Below are 16,126 nucleotides of genomic sequence, written 5' to 3' on the forward strand. Positions count from 1 at the left end.
GTTCCCCGGCTGCGGCGTTCGGCCCGTGACTGCTCCGGTGTACGTCGACACGACGCCCTTGCCGCAGCTCGCACCGACGCCGGGGCGCGGTGCGGGGGGCCGCCACTCGTCCGGACGGCGCCGGCCCCGCAGCGCAGTGGCACCGCTCGCCACACCCACGACGGCGAGCGGCCACCCCTGCGGGTCATCCCTTGACGGCTCCGGCGGTGAGCCCGGAGACGATGTAGCGCTGAAGGAGTTGGAACACCAGCACGGTGGGGACCGCGGTGAGCAGGGTGCCCGCCGCGAACATCCCGAAGTTGTTGTTCCGCTCGCCGGCCACCAGGCCGAACATGCCGACCGCCAGGGTCTTCGACTCGGTGTCGGTGAGGAACACGTTGGCGATCATGAACTCGTTGATGGTGCCGATGAAGGAGAGCAGTGCGGTCACCGCCAGGATCGGCGCCACCAGCGGCAGCATGATCCGGAAGAAGACCTGGGCGTGGGTGGCGCCGTCCATGGTGGCCGACTCGTCCAACTCCCGGGGCAGCGTGTCGAAGAAGCCCTTCATCAGCCAGGTGTTCACGCCCAGCGCGCCGCCCATGTAGAGCAGGAACAGTCCCCAGGGCGTGTTGAACCCGATGCCCGGCCACAGGTCGGTGACCGTCGTGAAGATCAGGAAGATCGCCACGATCGCCAGGAACTGCGGGAACATCTGGATCAGCAGCAGGGTGAGCAGCCCGATCCGGCGGCCGGCGAACCGCATCCGGGAGAAGGCGTACGCGGCCAGCGCGGAGAGGAAGATCGACACGAAGCTCGCCGTGCCGGCGATCAGCAGGCTGTTGAGGAACCAGTGGCCGAAGGCGGTCCGCTCGAAGAGGTTGCCGAAGTTCTCGACCGACACACCCTCGGTCGGCACCAGTTCGGTCGAGGAGAGCGTGCCGCGCGGGTTCAGTGCCGCGGAGAGCACGAACAGGATCGGGAAGAGGCTGAACGCCACCGCCAGCAACCCGACCACGTGCCGCCAGCCGACCTGGCGGAGCCACTGGCCACGCCGCCCACTCCGGGCGTTGCGGTTGGCGACCGGCGCGCCGCCGGCCGTGTCACCGGCGGCCCGTACGCCGCTGAGGGTGGTCACCGGACCCACCTGCCGTTCGCGACTGCGGGGCTCGCAAGCTCACTCCTCGCGCTCACGAGTACACCTCCTCCTGCTTGCGGGTGCGCCGGAAGCTGATCGCCGAGACCGTCGCGACGATCGCGAAGATGAAGATCGACACTGCGGCGGCCATCCCGAACTCCGCGCCCTGCGCGCCGAACGCCAACCGGTAGGTGTAGGTGATCAGCAGGTCGGTGGCCCCGTTGGTCGGGTTGTCGGCCGGGAACGGCCCACCCTCGGTGGTCAGCCAGATCGCGTTGATGTTGTTGAAGTTGTACGCGAACGACGCGATCAGCAGCGGGGAGAGCGCGACCAGCAGCAGCGGCAGGGTGACCGACCGGAACGACTGCAACGGCGACGCGCCGTCGACCGAGGTGGCCTCGGTCAGCTCGCGCGGGATCGCCTGGAGCGCGCCGGTGGTCACCAGGAACATGTACGGGTAGCCGAGCCAGAGCTGCACCAGCAGCACCGCGGCGCGGGCCGACCAGTCCTGGCCGAACCAGTCCACGCCCAGCCCGAACAGGTTGTTGATCAGGCCGAAGTCGGTGTTGAACATGTCCCGCCAGACCAGCAGCATGGCGAACGACGGCATGGCGTACGGCAGGATCAGCAGCACCCGGTAGAGGTTGGTGCCGCGCATCCGGGGCGAGTGCAACGCCAGCGCGATGCCCATGCCGAGCAGGAAGGTCAGCCCGGTCGAGCCGATCGCGAAGGCGAAGTTCCAGACCAGCGTGCCGAAGAACGGGCCGGAGATGGCCGGCTCGGTGAGCACCCGGGCGAAGTTGTCGATCCCGACGTTGACCTTCCAGCCCTGCGCCAGCCGCTCACCGTCGGCGGCCACGAAGGCGCCGCTGGACTCGTCAGCGGTCCAGGTCCTGCCGCTCTCGGCGTCCCGGACGCAGTCGCAGCCCGCGTCGTACGCCCGCATGGCCTTGCCCTCGTAGGCGCGGGTGAGACCGGTGGAGCGGATGGCGCCACCGGCGGTCGGCACGATCAGGTCGGTGATCTCCTGGCTGCGGGCGCCGGCCTGGCCGAAGTTCAACACGGTGTAGCCGTCGGCGGCGGTGACCTTGCCGCCCGGGGCGACGGTGACGTCGGCCGGGTCGAGCCGGCGCAGCCCCTCGGCGTCGCCGACCGAGACCACCCCGGTGGCCGGGTCGGTGACCAGGAAGACCAGCGGGCCGCTGGCCGGGTCGCCGGTGGTGGCGATGGAGAGCGCGTACTCGGTGGACCCGGGCACCTGCTTGACCGAGGCGGTCTGGATGGCGACGATCGCGTCGTCCTTGCTGCCGCGGTGTCCGTCGCCGAAGTTCGTGAAGGCGGTGCTCGCCGTGTAGAGCACCGGGAAGACCTGGAAGGCGATCAGGAAGAGCGTGCCGGGGACCAGGTACTTGGCCGGGACGTGCCGGCGGGTGAGGTAGAGGTAGAACAGTCCGGCGGTGGTGACCGCCAGCAGGGCCAGCCCGGCCCACTTCTCGGCCTCGATGAGCGGGAAGGCCGCCCAGATCGCGATCCCGGCCACCAGGCCGAGCAGGACCACCTTGACCAGCAGGCCGGTCACGGTGATCGGCGCGTGGTTCCGCGCGGTACCGGACGAGCGCGGGAGCCCGGAGCCGACGGGCTCCCGGCCCGGGACCTGCTGAGCAGGTCCCGGGCCGGACAGCGGCGTGCTCATTACTTGATCTGGCCGGAGATGGTCTTGCCGGCCGCGGTGATCGTCTTGGTCGGGTCGGCGCCGCCGATGATCGCGGCCTGCGCCTTGCCGAACGGGTCCCAGATCGCGGCCATCGCCGGGATCGCCGGGAGCACCTGGCCGTTCTTGCCGGCCTCCTGGAACTTGGCCAGGTCCGGGTCGGTGCCCTTGACCTGGTCCAGCGCCGCGGTCAGCGCCGGCGGGCGGGGCTCGGCGTTGTACAGCGCCACGGCCAGCTCGGGGGTGGTGACGTAGTTGGCCACGAACTCCTGGGCCAGCGCCTTGTTCTTGCCCTTGGCCGCCACGTAGAAGGACTGGACGCCGACGAACGGCTGCGCCTCCTTACCGCCGGCGAAGCCGGGGACCGGGGAGATGTCGTAGGAGATGTTCGCCTTCTTGGCGTCCGCGATGGCCCACGGGCCGGAGACCAGGAAGGCGCACTTCTTGGCGCCGAAGTTGGCGATCGAGTTCTCGGCGGTGATGGAGCGCTTCAACGCACCCTCACCCTTCTCGCCGAGCGCGGCGATCTTCTTGAACGCCTCGATCGACTCCGGCTTGCCCACGCCCAGGTCCTTCGGGTCGTAGTCACCGTTGGCCGCGGTGCCGAAGAGGTAGCCGCCGGCCGAGGTGTACAGCGGGTAGATGTGGTACGCGTCGCCGTTCTGGCCGGACTGCAGGCAGAGGATCTCGCTGGCCTTCTTCTCCGCCTTGAGCTTCTTGCCGGTGGCGACCAGTTCCTCGATGGTCTTCGGCGCCTCCGGGGCCAGCGCGGTGTTGCGGATCAGCGCGAGGTTCTCCATCGCGTACGGCACGCCGTAGAGCTGGCCGTTGAAGGTGACGGCCTTGACAGCGGTGGGGTTGAACGCGCTCTTCTGCTCGGCGGTCAGCTGCACCGGGTCGATGGCGCCGTTCTGCACCAGGTTGCCGATCCAGTCGTGCGCGCCGACCACCACGTCCGGGCCGCTGCCCTGCTGGTGCGCGGTGACGAAGTTGGTCTGCAGGTCCTTGGAGACGGCCTGCACCTCGACGGTGACGCCGTTCTCCTGGCCGAACTTCTCACCGAACGGCTTGAGGGCCGCGGCCCGCTTGTCGTCGGCCCAGATCACCAGTTTGCCGCCGGCGGCAGCCTTGGGGGACTCATTGGCGGCCGGCTCGTCGCTGCCGCCGCAGCCGGACGCGGCGAGCGCCAGGGCGAAGGCGGCGACCACACCCGCGGTACGGATGCGCATCGGTACTCCTGTCGTCATGGCGGTCCGCCGGGGGAAGGCGGCCCCGCCAGTGGAAACCTCTGTAAGTTCTTGCCAACCGGCGCTAGGGTGCCGCGCCGCTGCTCTCGCATGTTGCGGGGACGTTAGCAAGGCGTTTCAGAGAATGGAAGGGCTTGCAAGAGTGTACGCAAGAACTTGCCCGTGAGCTAAAGTGCCGCCATGCGCGCTCGACTGTCCGACATCGCCCAACAGGCCGAAGTCAGCGAGGCCACGGTGTCGCGGGTGCTCAACGACCGCCCGGGCGTGGCCCCGGAGACCCGGCAGGCCGTCCTGACCGCCCTCGACGTGCTCGGCTACGAGCGCCCGGCCCGACTGCGCAAGCGCAGCGCCGGCCTGGTCGGTCTGGTCGTCCCGGAGCTGGACAACCCGATCTTCCCCGCCTTCGCCCAGGTGATCGAGTCGACGCTGGCGCAGAGCGGGTTCACCCCGGTGCTGTGCACCCAGACCGCGGGCGGGGTTACCGAGGACGAGTACGTCGAGATGCTGCTGGACCGGCAGGTCTCCGGGATCGCCTTCGTCTCCGGCCTGCACGCCGACACCGCCGCCAACCACGACCGCTACCGCGCGCTGATCGCCCGCCCGCTGCCGGTGGTCATGATCAACGGATACGTGCCCGGCATCGCCGCTCCCTTCGTCTCCTGCGACGACGGCGAGGCCGCCGAGCTGGCGGTGGCCCACCTGGTCGCGCTCGGGCACCGCCGGATCGGCCTGATCACCGGTCCGGACCGGTTCGTGCCGGTGCAGCGGAAGGTGGCCGGCTGGCGCAGCGCGATGAGCCGGCTGGCCGGGCTCCCCGCCGCCGACCTAGACGAACTGGCCGAGCTGTCGCTGTTCGGTGTGGAGGGTGGCGAGGCGGCCGCCGGCCGGCTGCTCGACCGGGGCGTCACCGGCATCGTCTGCGGCTCGGACCTGATGGCGCTCGGCGCCATCCGGGCGGCCCGGCAGCGCGGCCTGTCGGTGCCGGCCGACCTGTCGGTGGTCGGCTACGACGACTCGCCGCTGATGGCGTTCACCGACCCGCCGCTGACCACCATGCGCCAGCCGGTGGCGGCGATGGCGGTGGCCGCGGTGCGGGCCCTGGTCGACGAGATCAACGGGCACGCCGCCCCGCACTCGGAGTACCTGTTCCGCCCGGAGCTGGTGGTGCGCGGGTCGACCGCGGTCGCCCGGGCGGCCGGTGGCCGGCCGGGCAGCGGCGAGGTGAGCGGGCAACGGCCCGCGCCGCCCGCGCTCGCCGTGCCAGCCTGATCCGGTGATTGGCGTCATTTCTTGCGCAAAGACTGCTTGACTCTTGCAACGCCGGAGCGGCATCCTGCTCAGACACCCGTGCGTCCACCGCCACGCCCGCGCCGGGTGCCGCCGTCCCGCGCCACAGAACGGGGAACGCCTCGATGACCGCCAGCCACCCCACCCCGCAGACCTCCGACGCCGACTGGTGGCGCTCCGCCGTCGTCTACCAGGTCTACGTCCGCAGCTTCGCCGACAGCGACGGCGACGGCATCGGTGACCTGCGCGGCATCCGGGAGCGCCTGCCGTACCTGCGCGACCTCGGGGTGGACGCGCTCTGGTTGACCCCCTTCTACACCTCGCCGATGGTCGACGGCGGCTACGACGTGGCCGACTACCGCGACGTCGACCCGATGTTCGGCACCCTCGCCGACTTCGACGCCATGATCACCGACGCGCACGCGCTCGGCCTGCGGATCATCGTCGACCTGGTGCCCAACCACACCTCCAGCGCGCACCCGTGGTTCCAGGCCGCCCTGGCCGCCGCCCCCGGTTCCGCGGAGCGGGCGCGCTACCTCTTCGCCGACGGCCAGGGCGAGCACGGCGAGCTGCCGCCGAACGACTGGGAGAGCATCTTCGGCGGGCCGGCCTGGACCCGGGTGCCGGACGGCCAGTGGTACCTGCACCTGTTCGACCCGGCCCAGCCGGACCTGAACTGGCGGCACCCGCAGGTGCGCGCCGAGTTCGAGGACGTCCTGCGGTTCTGGCTGGACCGGGGCGTGGACGGCTTCCGGATCGACGTGGCGCACGGAATGATCAAGGCCGAGGGCCTGCCGGACGTCGGCTTCAGCACGATGACCACCGGGCAGCGCCAGGTGGAGCTGCTGGGCAAGGGCCGGCTGCCCTACTTCGACCAGGACGAGGTGCACGACATCTACCGCGCCTGGCGGCCGATCCTGGACAGCTACCCGGGCGGCCGGATGGCGGTCGCCGAGGCGTGGGCCGAGACGCCGCAGCGGCTGGCCCGCTACATCGGCCCGGACGAGCTGCACCAGGCGTTCAGCTTCGACTTCCTCGACGCCACCTGGTCGGCCGAGTCGTTCCGCAAGGTGATCGACACCGCGCTCGCCGAGGCCACCATCGTCGGCGCGCCCACCACCTGGGTCCTCTCCAACCACGACAAGCAGCGGCACGTCACCCGCTACGGCGACGGCCCGGAGGGGCTGCGCCGGGCCCGCGCGGCCACCCTGCTGATGCTCGCCCTGCCCGGCTGCGCGTACCTCTACCAGGGCGAGGAGCTGGGCCTGCCGGAGGTGCTCGACCTCCCCGACGAGCTGCGCCAGGACCCGGCGTTCCTGCGCACCGGCGAGAGCCGGGACGGCTGCCGGGTGCCGATCCCGTGGAGCGGCGAGCTGGCCCCGTACGGCTTCGGGCCGGCCGGCAGCGAGCTGAGCTGGCTGCCCGCCCCGGAGACCTGGCGGGCCCTGTCGGTCGCCGCCCAGACCGGCGTGCCGGGCTCGACCCTGGAGCTCTACCGCACGGCGCTGCGGATCCGCCGGGAACACCCGGCGCTGGCCGCCGACGCCGGCGGGGTGACCTGGTTGGAGACCGCGCCGGGCGTGCTGGCCTTCAGCCGTGCCGCCGGTGACACCGTGCTGACCTGCGTGGTCAACATCAGCGGTGCCCCGGCCCTGATCGACGGGTACGGCGAGCCGATCGCCGCCAGCGAGGCGCTCACCGGGCAGGGCTCCGGCCATCTGCTCCCGGTCGACGCGGCTGCCTGGTTCGAACGGCGCTGAGCGGGTAACCCGTCATCGACCTGGTCGTCCGTTGTGCCCCGCGCCGACGGGCGGCTGGGCCACCGACCCCTTGTGGTGGGGGGTGAGGTGGCGCCGGCGCCTCGTGGAGTCCGCTCCGCGAGGCGCCGGCGTCCATCGGCGGACGTGTCGCCACCGCCCGCGGGGGTAGGAGGTGCCAGGACGGTTCCCCCCGGAGGTGATCCCCCATGGCACGGGTGGCCCAGTACACCCTCGACGTGACGGACGTCGACCGGATGGCGACGTTCTGGTCCGCGGCGCTCGGCTACCGGGTCGAGCAGGGCGGTGACGGCAGCGCCAAGCTGTACCCGCCGCCGGACGCGATCGGCGCGCCCACGGTCTGGTTGCAGGGGTCGGGTACGCCCAAGCGCGACAAGAACCGGCTGCACCTCGACCTGGTCGCCGACGGCGAGCCGGCCGACGAGGTGGACCGGCTGGTGAAGCTGGGCGCCCGGCCGGCCGACGTGGGGCAGACCGGCGAGGAGGGCTTCGTCGTCCTCGCCGACCCGGAGGACAACGAGTTCTGCGTGCTGGACGGCCCGCCGCGCCGCCACTGACCGGCGCACGGCCGGGCCGCTCCTGCCCGGGCCGCGCCCCGGCCGTCGGCGGTCCCCCGCCAGCGGCCCGACCGGCCCCGCCCGGGCCGGTCGCCGCCGGGCTCAGGACGCGGCGCCGGTGAGCTTCGCGGCGATCCGCCGGAAGCCCTCCCGCAGCTCGGCCTCGCTCGGCGGGCGGGTCGGCTCGGTACGCTGGTCCGCCGCGGCCGCCGCCTCCAGTTCCTCGTCGATGGTGTCCTCGAAGTCGCCGTAGAGGTCGGCCCCCTCGACCTGCGCGATCTCGTCCTCGGCGACGATCTGGGCGGCCGCGATCTCGCCCCGGATCTCGTCAGCGGAGACCGCCGGCAGCAGCGGTTCGACCACCGCCATCAGCTGTTCCTCGGCCACCACCGCCTCGGCCAGCGCCAGCGCGTGCGCCCGCTCGTACGGGCCGCAGACCACCGGCTCCCACTCGTCGGCGTCGCCGAGCGGGCCGAAGGTGATGATCCAGGGCAGGCCGAGCATCGGCGAGTCGTCCGGCAGGTCCAACGTCACGAGTGCGCCCACCGGCCCATCATGGTCCGTCCCGCCGGAATCCCGGGCGGCAATCGCCCATTCACGGCCGGCCGCCGGCGAGCGCGGGACGCGGGGCCGATCGCGCATCGGCCGCCCGTCGCGGTCGGCCCGGCCGCGCGGCGCCCTGGCGGCCACCGTGTCCCGCCCCCGCACCGCACCCGCCGAGCCCGGGCGAGCGTGTCGTGGCCGGCGCCGGCGCGTCGGCCAGCGTGGCCCGCGCCGGGGCGAGCGTGTGCTGGTCAGCCCGGCCGGGTCGCGTCCAGCGCGGCACGGACCAGGGCGAGCGCCGCCGCGGGCGGCACCCCGAGCCGGCCGGCCTGCGCCGCGTAGTCGGCCGCTGCCCGCTGCAACCGGTCCATCGCATCGTCCCGCCCGGGTGCGACGAACGTGCCGTGCCGACCCCGGGTGCGCAGCAGGCCGGCCGCCTCCAGCTCGCGGTACGCCCGGGCCACCGTGTTGGCGGCCAGGTTCAGGTCCGCCGCGAGCTGCCGGACGGTGGGCAGCCGGGTGCCCACCGGCAGCCGGCCGTCACCGACCATCTCCGCGAGCTGCCCGCGCACCTGCTCGTACGGCGGCACCGACGAGTCCTGGTCGACGACGATCAGCACCGGCTTGTCCCTCCCGCTCATCCGGCCCCGCCCGGGGTGCCGGGATCGGTGTCCACGTCGAGGTCACCCGGCGGCGGGCCGCCCGCCGCGAGGTCCACCACCCGCCCCCGGGTGCTGGTCGCGGCGAGCGCCGCACCGAACAGCAGCAGCTGGTTGAGCAGGTAGAGGTAGAGCAGCAGGCCCACCGCGCCGGCCACCACGGTGTACGCCGGGTTCCGCTCGGTGCGCACCACGTAGTAGCGCCCGACGGTGTTGAGCAGCGTGATGCCGACCGCGACCAGCAGCACCACCGGGCGCAGCCGGGCCCGGCTCATCCGCAGCCTGGGCACGGCGACCAGCAGCAGGGTGGCCAGCACCGCGTTGACCAGCACGCTCAGCACGGCGCTGACGGTGGTGAGGCCGAGCGAGCCGGTGCTGCGCAGCAGCCAGCGCAGCAGCGACTCCAGCGCGTCGACCGCGGCCACCGAGACGCCGAGCAGCACGAAGACGACGACCAGCACGCCGAGGTCGACCAGCCGGCGGACCACCAGGTTGCCCGGCTGCTGGTTGAACCCGTACATCAGTCGCTGTGACGAGCGGATCGCCTCCACCCAGCCGATCCCGGTGAAGACCAGGATGACCAGGCCGACCACCCCGACCGTGCCGCTGCTCTCGGCGATCTGCACCGGGTCGAGGAACGGCAGGTTCTCCCGGACGAAGTCGGCGGCGGCGACGCTCACCTCGCGGTTGCCCTGCAGGATCGCGCCGAAGACCCAGTACGCCACCAGGGCGAGCGCGAAGACCGCGAAGAAGCCGTAGTAGGCGATCGCCGCGGCCAGCCGGCCGCCCAGCAGGTCGGCGTAGAGAACGCCGGCCCGCCAGAGGTGGTCGAACGCGCCGGAGCGGTGGCGCGCGGCGTCCAGCCGTCGCGCGATGCCCGCCTCCAGGCGGCCGAACACGTTCACGCGCTCATCCTCGCCGATCCCCGACGCCCGTGCGGGTAACCGGCCCGCCGCGCGTCCGTCCGGCCGTCGGCAGGGTCAGCCGCCCAACTGGAAGTCCCGGCGCGGCTGCCACCGGGTCTGCCCGCTGTGCGAGAAGAGGGTGAACGCCTCCACCTCGAACATCGCGGAGAAGTCGGCCAGGTCCTCGTACGCCTTGTCCAGCGCCTCCGGCGCGACGTCCTGCGCCACCGTGACGTGCGGGTGGTAGGGGAAGCGGGCCTCGCGGCGCAGCTCGGGGGCGGCGCTGATCGCGGCGGCCAGCAGCTCGCACTCGCTGATCCCGGCCGCGACCGCGACGAAGACCACCTGGGTCACCGGCCGGAACGTGCCGGTGCCCCGCAGGTGCAGGGTGAACGGCAGGTGGGCGGCGGCGACCGCGCCCAGGTGCCGCTCCACGGCGGGCAGCGTCGCCACCGGGATCTCGGTCGGCCCGAGCAGCGTCACGTGCGCCGGGATGTCCGCGGCCTGCGGGTCGCCGGCCTCGGCCCGGCGTCGGGTCAGCATCGCCCCCCACGGCTCGGGGATGTCCACCGCGACACCGATCTGGATGGTGTCGTCCACCCCGGGCGCCCCGTTGCTGCCGTCCACGCTTCGCGCCACCCCTCCGACCGCCGAACCCGTACCCGTCGCGCCGCGCGGCGCTACTCGCCGCGCACCGGCGGGAAGAAGCCCACCCGCTCGTACGCGGTGCGCAGCGTCGCGGCGGCGACCGCGCGGGCCTTCTCGGCGCCGGCGGCGAGCAGCTTGTCCAGCTGCGCCGGGTCGTCGAGGTAGCCACGGGTGCGCTCCTGGATCGGCCGGACGAAGTCCCCGACCACCTCGGCCAGGTCCTTCTTCAGGTCGCCGTAGCCCTTGCCGGCGTAGGCGGCCACCAGGTCGTCGATGCCGCGCCCGCTGAGCGCGGAGTGGATGGTCAGCAGGTTGGCGATGCCGGGCTTGGTCTCGGCGTCGAAGACGATCTCCCGACCGGTGTCGGTGACCGCGGAGCGGATCTTCTTGGCCGACCGGGCCGGGTCCTCCAGCAGGTCGATGATGCCGGCCGGGGAGGAGCTGGACTTCGACATCTTGGCGGTCGGGTCCTGCAGGTCGGTGATCTTCGCGGTGTCCTTGACGATGTGCGGCGCCGGCACGGTGAAGGTCGGGCCGAACAGCGAGTTGAACCGCTGGGCCAGGTCGCGGGAGAGCTCCAGGTGCTGGCGCTGGTCCTCGCCGACCGGCACCGCGTTGGCCTGGTAGAGCAGGATGTCGGCGGCCTGCAGGATCGGGTAGGTGAACAGGCCGACGCTGGCCCGCTCACCGCCCTGCTTCTGCGACTTGTCCTTGAACTGGGTCATCCGGCTGGCCTCGCCGAAACCGGTGATGCAGCCCAGCACCCAGGCCAGCATCGGGTGCTCGGGCACCTGCGACTGCACGAAGAGCGTGCTGCGCTCCGGATCCAGCCCGACCGCGAACAACTGCGCGGCGGCCAGCCGGGACCGCTGCTTCAGCACCTTCGGGTCGTGCCCCGCGGTGATCGCGTGCAGGTCGACCACGCAGTAGAAGGCGTCGTGGGTGTCCTGCAACGCCACCCAGTGCCGCACCGCGCCCAGGTAGTTGCCGAGGTGGAACGAGTCGGCCGTCGGCTGGATGCCGGAGAAGACACGGGGGCGGGCGGGAACGTCGGACATGCCGGCAATTCTGTCAGCAACGCCCGGCGGCCGTCATGACGGCCCCACGGGTCGGGCGGGGCCGGTCGCGGCGGGCGTGTCGACCTCGCGGCGCTGTTCGGGCAGGCGCACCGCGGAGACGGCGAGCCGGGCCACCCGGCGCCCCTCCAGGGCCAGCACCCGCAGCAGCCACCCGCCGGGCGGCTCCCCCGGCCCGGCCGGGCCGCCGTCCGGTTCGACGGCCACCGGCACCTCGTCGCCGGCCACCGGCAGCCGGCCCAGCGCCGCCATCACGTACCCGCCGACCGTCTCGTACGGGCCGGCGGGCAGGCGCACGCCGGTGCGCTCGGCGAAGTCGGCGAGGTTGAGCCGGCCGTCCACCACCGCCGGCAGGCCGGCACGCACCGGCTCGGGCGGGCCGTCGTACTCGCCGTGGATCTCCCCGACCAGCTCCTCGATCAGGTCCTCGCAGGTGACGATGCCGGCGGTGCCGCCGTACTCGTCGACCACCACGGCCAGGTGGTGTCCCTCCCGGCGCATCTCGGTCAGCGCGGCGAGCACCCGCTTGCTGCCGGGCAGTCGCTTCACCTCCCGGGTCAGCTCCCCGACCGTGGTGCACGGGTCGACCTCGGGGCGCAGCAGCACGTCGCGCAGGTGCACGAAGCCGACCACGTCGTCGTGGGTGCCGTCGACCACCGGGTAGCGGGTGTGCGGTTCGGCGCGGACCAGCCGGGCCGCCTCGGCGATGGCCAGCCGGGCGGAGAGGAAGACCACCTCGGTGCGGGGCATCATCACCTCGCGGACCAGGCTCGCGCCGGCGACCAGCACCTCGTCGATGATCCGGCGTTCCTCCGGGTCCAGCAGCGTGTTGGCGGCGACCAGGTCGCGCAGGTCGGCCTCGCTGATCCGCTCCCGGCCGGCGGCCGGGCTGGCGCCCAGCAGGTCGGTCACCAGCCGGGTGGCGCCGTCCGCGGCGCGGACCACGACCCGGGCCACCGCCCGGGCGAGCGGGCCCGGTTCGCGCCGCGGCCGCTCCCGCGTCCGCCGCCGGAGCCCGGGACGACCCGCTTCCCGCATGCCTTGGATGGTAGACAGCGGAGGCCGTCGCCACCGACAAGCGCGAATGTTCGGCTCTGTTTAATCGTGAGAGTTTATGATGGAATGGCGAGCGGGCGGACGCGGAGCGCTGCCCGACCGGCGGCCGTAGGGTGATCACCACATGGTCGCGGCCGCCCGGCCAGGCAGGAGGAGACCGACGTGAAACTGCTCGTCACCGGCGGCGCCGGCTTCATCGGCAGCGTGGTGACCCGGATGCTGCTGGACGCCGGTCACCAGGTGGTCGTCCTCGACGACCTGCGCACCGGGCACCGCGCCGCGCTCGCCCCCGAGGCGACCCACGTCGAGGCGTCCATTCACGAGGCGGCCCGGGTGGTCACCCCCGAGGCGGGCTTCGACGGGGTGCTGCACTTCGCCGCGCTGATCGCCGCCGGCGAGTCGATGGTCAAGCCGGAGCTCTACTGGCACACCAACACCGTCGGCACGCTCGCGCTGCTCGACGCGGTCCGCGCCGCCGGGGTGCCCCGGCTGGTCTTCTCCTCCACCGCCGCCGTCTACGGCAACCCCACCGAGCTGCCGATCCCGGAGACCGCCGTCAAGGCCCCCACCAACACGTACGGGGCCACCAAGCTCGCCGTCGACATGGCGCTCACCTCCGAGGCGATCGCACACGGCCTGGCCGCCGTCTCGCTGCGCTACTTCAACGTGGCCGGCGCCCACCTGGACGGCGACGTCGCGCTCGGCGAGCGGCACGACCCGGAGACCCACCTGATCCCGATCGCGCTCGAGGTGGCCGCCGGCCGCCGGGAGAAGCTCCAGCTCTTCGGCGACGACTACCCCACCGTCGACGGCACCTGCGTGCGCGACTACATCCACGTCGCCGACCTGGCCCGGGCCCACCTGCTCGCGCTGGACACGGCGGCCCCCGGCCAGCACCGCATCTACAACCTCGGCAACGGCAGCGGCTTCACCAACCGGCAGGTCGTCGACGTGGTCCGCGAGGTCACCGGGCACCCGGTGCCGGTGGAGGTCGCGCCGCGCCGGGAGGGCGACCCGGCCGAGCTGGTCGCCTCGTCCGCGCTGGCCCGCGCCGAACTCGGCTGGGTGCCGCGGAAGCCGACCCTGCACGACATGGTCGGCGACGCCTGGGCCTTCTACCGCACCCACGTGCTGGAGCAGCGGTGACCGACGACGTCGCGGCCCGCGCCACCGCCGGCTTCCGGTCGGCGTACGGGGCGCAGCCGGCGGGCCGCTGGGCGGCTCCCGGGCGGGCCAACCTGATCGGCGAGCACACCGACTACAACGACGGGTTCGTGCTCCCCTTCGCGCTCTCCCTGCGCACCGTGGCGGCGGCCGCCACCCAGCCCGGCGGGACCTGGACCGTCTGGTCGGAGCTGACCGGCGAGACGGTCAGTTTCGGCGCCGCCGAGGTCGCCGCGCCGGGCCGGGTCACCGGCTGGGCCGCGTACGTGGCCGGGGTGGTCTGGGCGCTGCGCGAGGCCGGCCACGCCGTGCCCGGCGCCCGGCTGGCGATCGCCTCCGACGTGCCGCTCGGCTCCGGGCTCTCCTCCTCGGCCGCGCTGGAGTCGGCCGTGCTGGCCGCCCTGGTCGACCTGGGCGGGCTGGACCTGCCCGCCGAGCGGCGGCCCCGGCTGGCCCAGCGGGCCGAGAACGCCTACGTCGGCGCGCCGACCGGGATCATGGACCAGTCCGCCGCGATCCGCTGCCGCGCCGGGCACGCGCTCTTCCTCGACTGCCGGGACGAGTCGGTGGAGCACATCCCGTTCGACCTGGACGCCGCCGGCCTCGCCATGCTGGTGGTCGACAGCCGGGCCCCGCACCGGCACGCCGACGGCGAGTACGCGGCCCGCCGCAAGTCCTGCGAGCACGCCGCCGAGCAGCTCGGCGTACCGGCGCTGCGCGACGTCAGCGTGGCCGACCTGGACGGCGCGCTCGCCCGCCTCGACGACGACGAGACCCGCCGCCGGGTGCGGCACGTGGTCACCGAGGACCAGCGGGTACTGGACACCGTGGCGCTGCTGCGGGCCGGCCGGATCCGCGAGATCGGCCCGCTGCTGACCGCCTCGCACGCCTCGATGCGGGACGACTTCGAGATCACCGTCCCGGAGATCGACACCGCGGTCGAGGCGGCGCTGGCGGCCGGGGCGCTCGGCGCGCGGATGACCGGCGGCGGGTTCGGTGGCTGCGTCCTCGCCCTGGTCGACGACGCCGCCGCCGCCGAGGCCGTGGCCGCCGCCGTCACGGCCGCGTACGCCGAGCGCGGCTTCACCGCCCCCGGGCACGTCACCGTGCTTCCCGGGCCGGGCGCCACCCGCCTGGACTGAGCCGCCCCCGGCCCCGCTCCCACCGCGACGGTCCGAACGCGACGGTCGGTAGGGTGTCCCGGCGGGCGACGCGACGGACTGGGGAGGCGACGTGGGCGACGCCGGTATCGCCGCTCAGGAACGGGCGCTGGCGCTGATCCGCGTGGGGCGGCACGCCGACGCGGCACGGGTGCTGACCGACCTGCTCGCCGAGCAGCCCGAGCACGTCGGGGTGCTGCTCATGCTGGCCCGCTGCCGCCGGGAGCTGGGCCAGCTCGCGGAGGCCATGCGGGTGGTCGACCGGGCGCTGGAGGTCGCCGCCGCCAAGGAGCACCTGCTCGCCGAGAAGGCCCGGATCCTGCTGGCCGCCGGGCACCCCGGGCATGCGGCGGCCGCCGCCCAGCGGGCGTTGGAGCTGGCCCCCGGGTCGTGGGAGGCGAACGCGCTGCTGGCCGAGGCGCTGCTCACCCTCGGCAACCCGACCCGGGTGGTGGTCGCCCGGCGGTACGCCGACACCGCGCTCGACCTCGCCCGCCACATCCCCGAGCTACACCTGCTCGACGCCCGGCTGCACGCCCGGATGGGCCGGCCACGGGCCGCGCGGGAGGCCTGCCGGCAGGCCCTCGCCCTGGACCCGGCGTACGAACCGGCGCTGCGCCAGCTCGCGCTGCTGGACGCCGCGCGGGACCGGGCCGGGCGGGCCGCCCGGGGCTTCACCGCCGCGCTGGCCGCCGACCCGCAGAACCCGGGGGCCGCCGCCGCGCACGAAGCGGTCGCCGCCGCGCTGTGCTGGCGGCTGTTCGACCTGCTGGTGCTGGCCACCCTCGGGCACTGGGCGCTGTTCACGGCGATCGCGGGCGCGCTCGGCGACGCGGGCCGGCCCGCCCGGCTGGCCGCCGCGCTGGCGGTGCCGCCGCTGGTCGCCGCGGTGGGCGTGCTGGCCTGGCGCCGGCAGCCGGCGGCGGTGCGCTGGCAGCTACGCCGGCAGTTCCGCTCGACCTCGGTGGTGCTCTGCCTGCTGCTCACCCTGACCGTGGCCGCCGGCCTGGTGGTCGGCAGCCGCGCGCCGGTCCCGGGCGCGCTGCTGCTGGCCCCCGGTTACGCGATCTTCGCGTTCCGCGCCTGGCGCCAACTCAGCCGCCGCGCCGCGCCGGCCGTCCGCTGGCTCGGCTACCGGATCTGGACCCGGCTCGCCGCCCGCACCACCGTGTCGACCCCCGGCGCCGGAGCCGGAAGCTGACCGGCGAACCAGGTCCG

The 16,126-nt window shown here is 73.7% G+C and carries 15 protein-coding genes; 6 read left to right on the plus strand and 9 right to left on the minus strand.

Translation table 11 applies throughout. The features are described 5' to 3' along the window. Nucleotides 1-184 precede the first annotated feature (184 nt). The 3 genes from DLJ47_RS19480 to DLJ47_RS19490 all read right to left on the minus strand — a co-directional run bounded on the left by DLJ47_RS19480 (nucleotide 185) and on the right by DLJ47_RS19490 (nucleotide 4,057). Nucleotides 185-997, minus strand: a complete 813-nt coding sequence (locus tag DLJ47_RS19480; protein ID WP_199235912.1) for a sugar ABC transporter permease — start codon at nucleotides 995-997, stop codon at nucleotides 185-187. 172 nt (nucleotides 998-1,169) lie between these two features. After that, nucleotides 1,170-2,810, minus strand: coding sequence for an ABC transporter permease subunit (locus DLJ47_RS19485; RefSeq protein ID WP_109901376.1), 1,641 nt, complete (start codon nucleotides 2,808-2,810; stop codon nucleotides 1,170-1,172). Further along, on the minus strand, nucleotides 2,810-4,057 hold the full coding sequence (locus tag DLJ47_RS19490) for a sugar ABC transporter substrate-binding protein (RefSeq protein WP_109901378.1): 1,248 nt from the start codon (nucleotides 4,055-4,057) through the stop codon (nucleotides 2,810-2,812). Before DLJ47_RS19490 ends, DLJ47_RS19485 begins: the two co-directional genes overlap by 1 nt. Nucleotides 4,058-4,255: 198 nt before the next feature. Between DLJ47_RS19490 and DLJ47_RS19495 the strand changes: the two genes are divergently transcribed. The 3 genes from DLJ47_RS19495 to DLJ47_RS19505 all read left to right on the plus strand — a co-directional run bounded on the left by DLJ47_RS19495 (nucleotide 4,256) and on the right by DLJ47_RS19505 (nucleotide 7,697). Further along, nucleotides 4,256-5,344, plus strand: coding sequence for a LacI family DNA-binding transcriptional regulator (locus DLJ47_RS19495; RefSeq protein ID WP_233257903.1), 1,089 nt, complete (start codon nucleotides 4,256-4,258; stop codon nucleotides 5,342-5,344). 143 nt (nucleotides 5,345-5,487) lie between these two features. Further along, nucleotides 5,488-7,122: a glycoside hydrolase family 13 protein gene (locus DLJ47_RS19500; RefSeq protein ID WP_109901380.1), complete on the plus strand. Its 1,635-nt coding sequence runs from the start codon at nucleotides 5,488-5,490 to the stop codon at nucleotides 7,120-7,122. 206 nt (nucleotides 7,123-7,328) lie between these two features. Then, a complete protein-coding gene (locus tag DLJ47_RS19505; protein ID WP_109901382.1) occupies nucleotides 7,329-7,697 on the plus strand; it encodes a VOC family protein in 369 nt (122 codons plus the stop codon). A gap of 102 nt (nucleotides 7,698-7,799) precedes the next feature. Here the strand turns inward: DLJ47_RS19505 and DLJ47_RS19510 are convergent, their stop codons facing one another. The 6 genes from DLJ47_RS19510 to DLJ47_RS19535 all read right to left on the minus strand — a co-directional run bounded on the left by DLJ47_RS19510 (nucleotide 7,800) and on the right by DLJ47_RS19535 (nucleotide 12,566). Beyond that, complete coding sequence (locus DLJ47_RS19510; protein WP_109901384.1) at nucleotides 7,800-8,243, minus strand: hypothetical protein; 444 nt, start codon at nucleotides 8,241-8,243, stop codon at nucleotides 7,800-7,802. Nucleotides 8,244-8,491: 248 nt separating this feature from the next. Next, the gene (locus tag DLJ47_RS19515; protein ID WP_109901386.1) at nucleotides 8,492-8,881 is read right to left on the minus strand and encodes a GntR family transcriptional regulator; all 390 of its coding nucleotides are present in this window, start codon (nucleotides 8,879-8,881) and stop codon (nucleotides 8,492-8,494) included. Next, entirely contained in the window at nucleotides 8,878-9,804 is a 927-nt protein-coding gene (locus tag DLJ47_RS19520) for a YhjD/YihY/BrkB family envelope integrity protein (protein WP_109901388.1), read from the minus strand. Before DLJ47_RS19520 ends, DLJ47_RS19515 begins: the two co-directional genes overlap by 4 nt. A gap of 75 nt (nucleotides 9,805-9,879) precedes the next feature. After that, nucleotides 9,880-10,443, minus strand: coding sequence for a 2'-5' RNA ligase family protein (locus tag DLJ47_RS19525; RefSeq protein ID WP_109901390.1), 564 nt, complete (start codon nucleotides 10,441-10,443; stop codon nucleotides 9,880-9,882). A gap of 41 nt (nucleotides 10,444-10,484) precedes the next feature. Then, nucleotides 10,485-11,510, minus strand: coding sequence for a tryptophan--tRNA ligase (trpS, locus tag DLJ47_RS19530; protein WP_109901392.1), 1,026 nt, complete (start codon nucleotides 11,508-11,510; stop codon nucleotides 10,485-10,487). 33 nt (nucleotides 11,511-11,543) lie between these two features. Beyond that, nucleotides 11,544-12,566, minus strand: a complete 1,023-nt coding sequence (locus tag DLJ47_RS19535) for a hemolysin family protein (RefSeq protein ID WP_109901394.1) — start codon at nucleotides 12,564-12,566, stop codon at nucleotides 11,544-11,546. A 180-nt stretch (nucleotides 12,567-12,746) separates the two neighbouring features. On the opposite strand from DLJ47_RS19535, the gene galE reads away from it, so the two are divergent. The 3 genes from galE to DLJ47_RS19550 all read left to right on the plus strand — a co-directional run bounded on the left by galE (nucleotide 12,747) and on the right by DLJ47_RS19550 (nucleotide 16,109). After that, the gene (galE, locus tag DLJ47_RS19540; RefSeq protein ID WP_109901396.1) at nucleotides 12,747-13,730 is read left to right on the plus strand and encodes a UDP-glucose 4-epimerase GalE; all 984 of its coding nucleotides are present in this window, start codon (nucleotides 12,747-12,749) and stop codon (nucleotides 13,728-13,730) included. After that, a complete protein-coding gene (gene galK, locus DLJ47_RS19545; RefSeq protein WP_109901398.1) occupies nucleotides 13,727-14,890 on the plus strand; it encodes a galactokinase in 1,164 nt (387 codons plus the stop codon). The genes galE and galK overlap by 4 nt, the downstream gene beginning before the upstream one ends. A 91-nt stretch (nucleotides 14,891-14,981) precedes the next feature. Further along, complete coding sequence (locus DLJ47_RS19550; RefSeq protein ID WP_109901400.1) at nucleotides 14,982-16,109, plus strand: tetratricopeptide repeat protein; 1,128 nt, start codon at nucleotides 14,982-14,984, stop codon at nucleotides 16,107-16,109. Nucleotides 16,110-16,126: the final 17 nt, after the last annotated feature.

Source organism: Micromonospora sp. S4605, assembly GCF_003176715.1.
GTDB classification, from domain to species: domain Bacteria; phylum Actinomycetota; class Actinomycetes; order Mycobacteriales; family Micromonosporaceae; genus Micromonospora; species Micromonospora echinaurantiaca.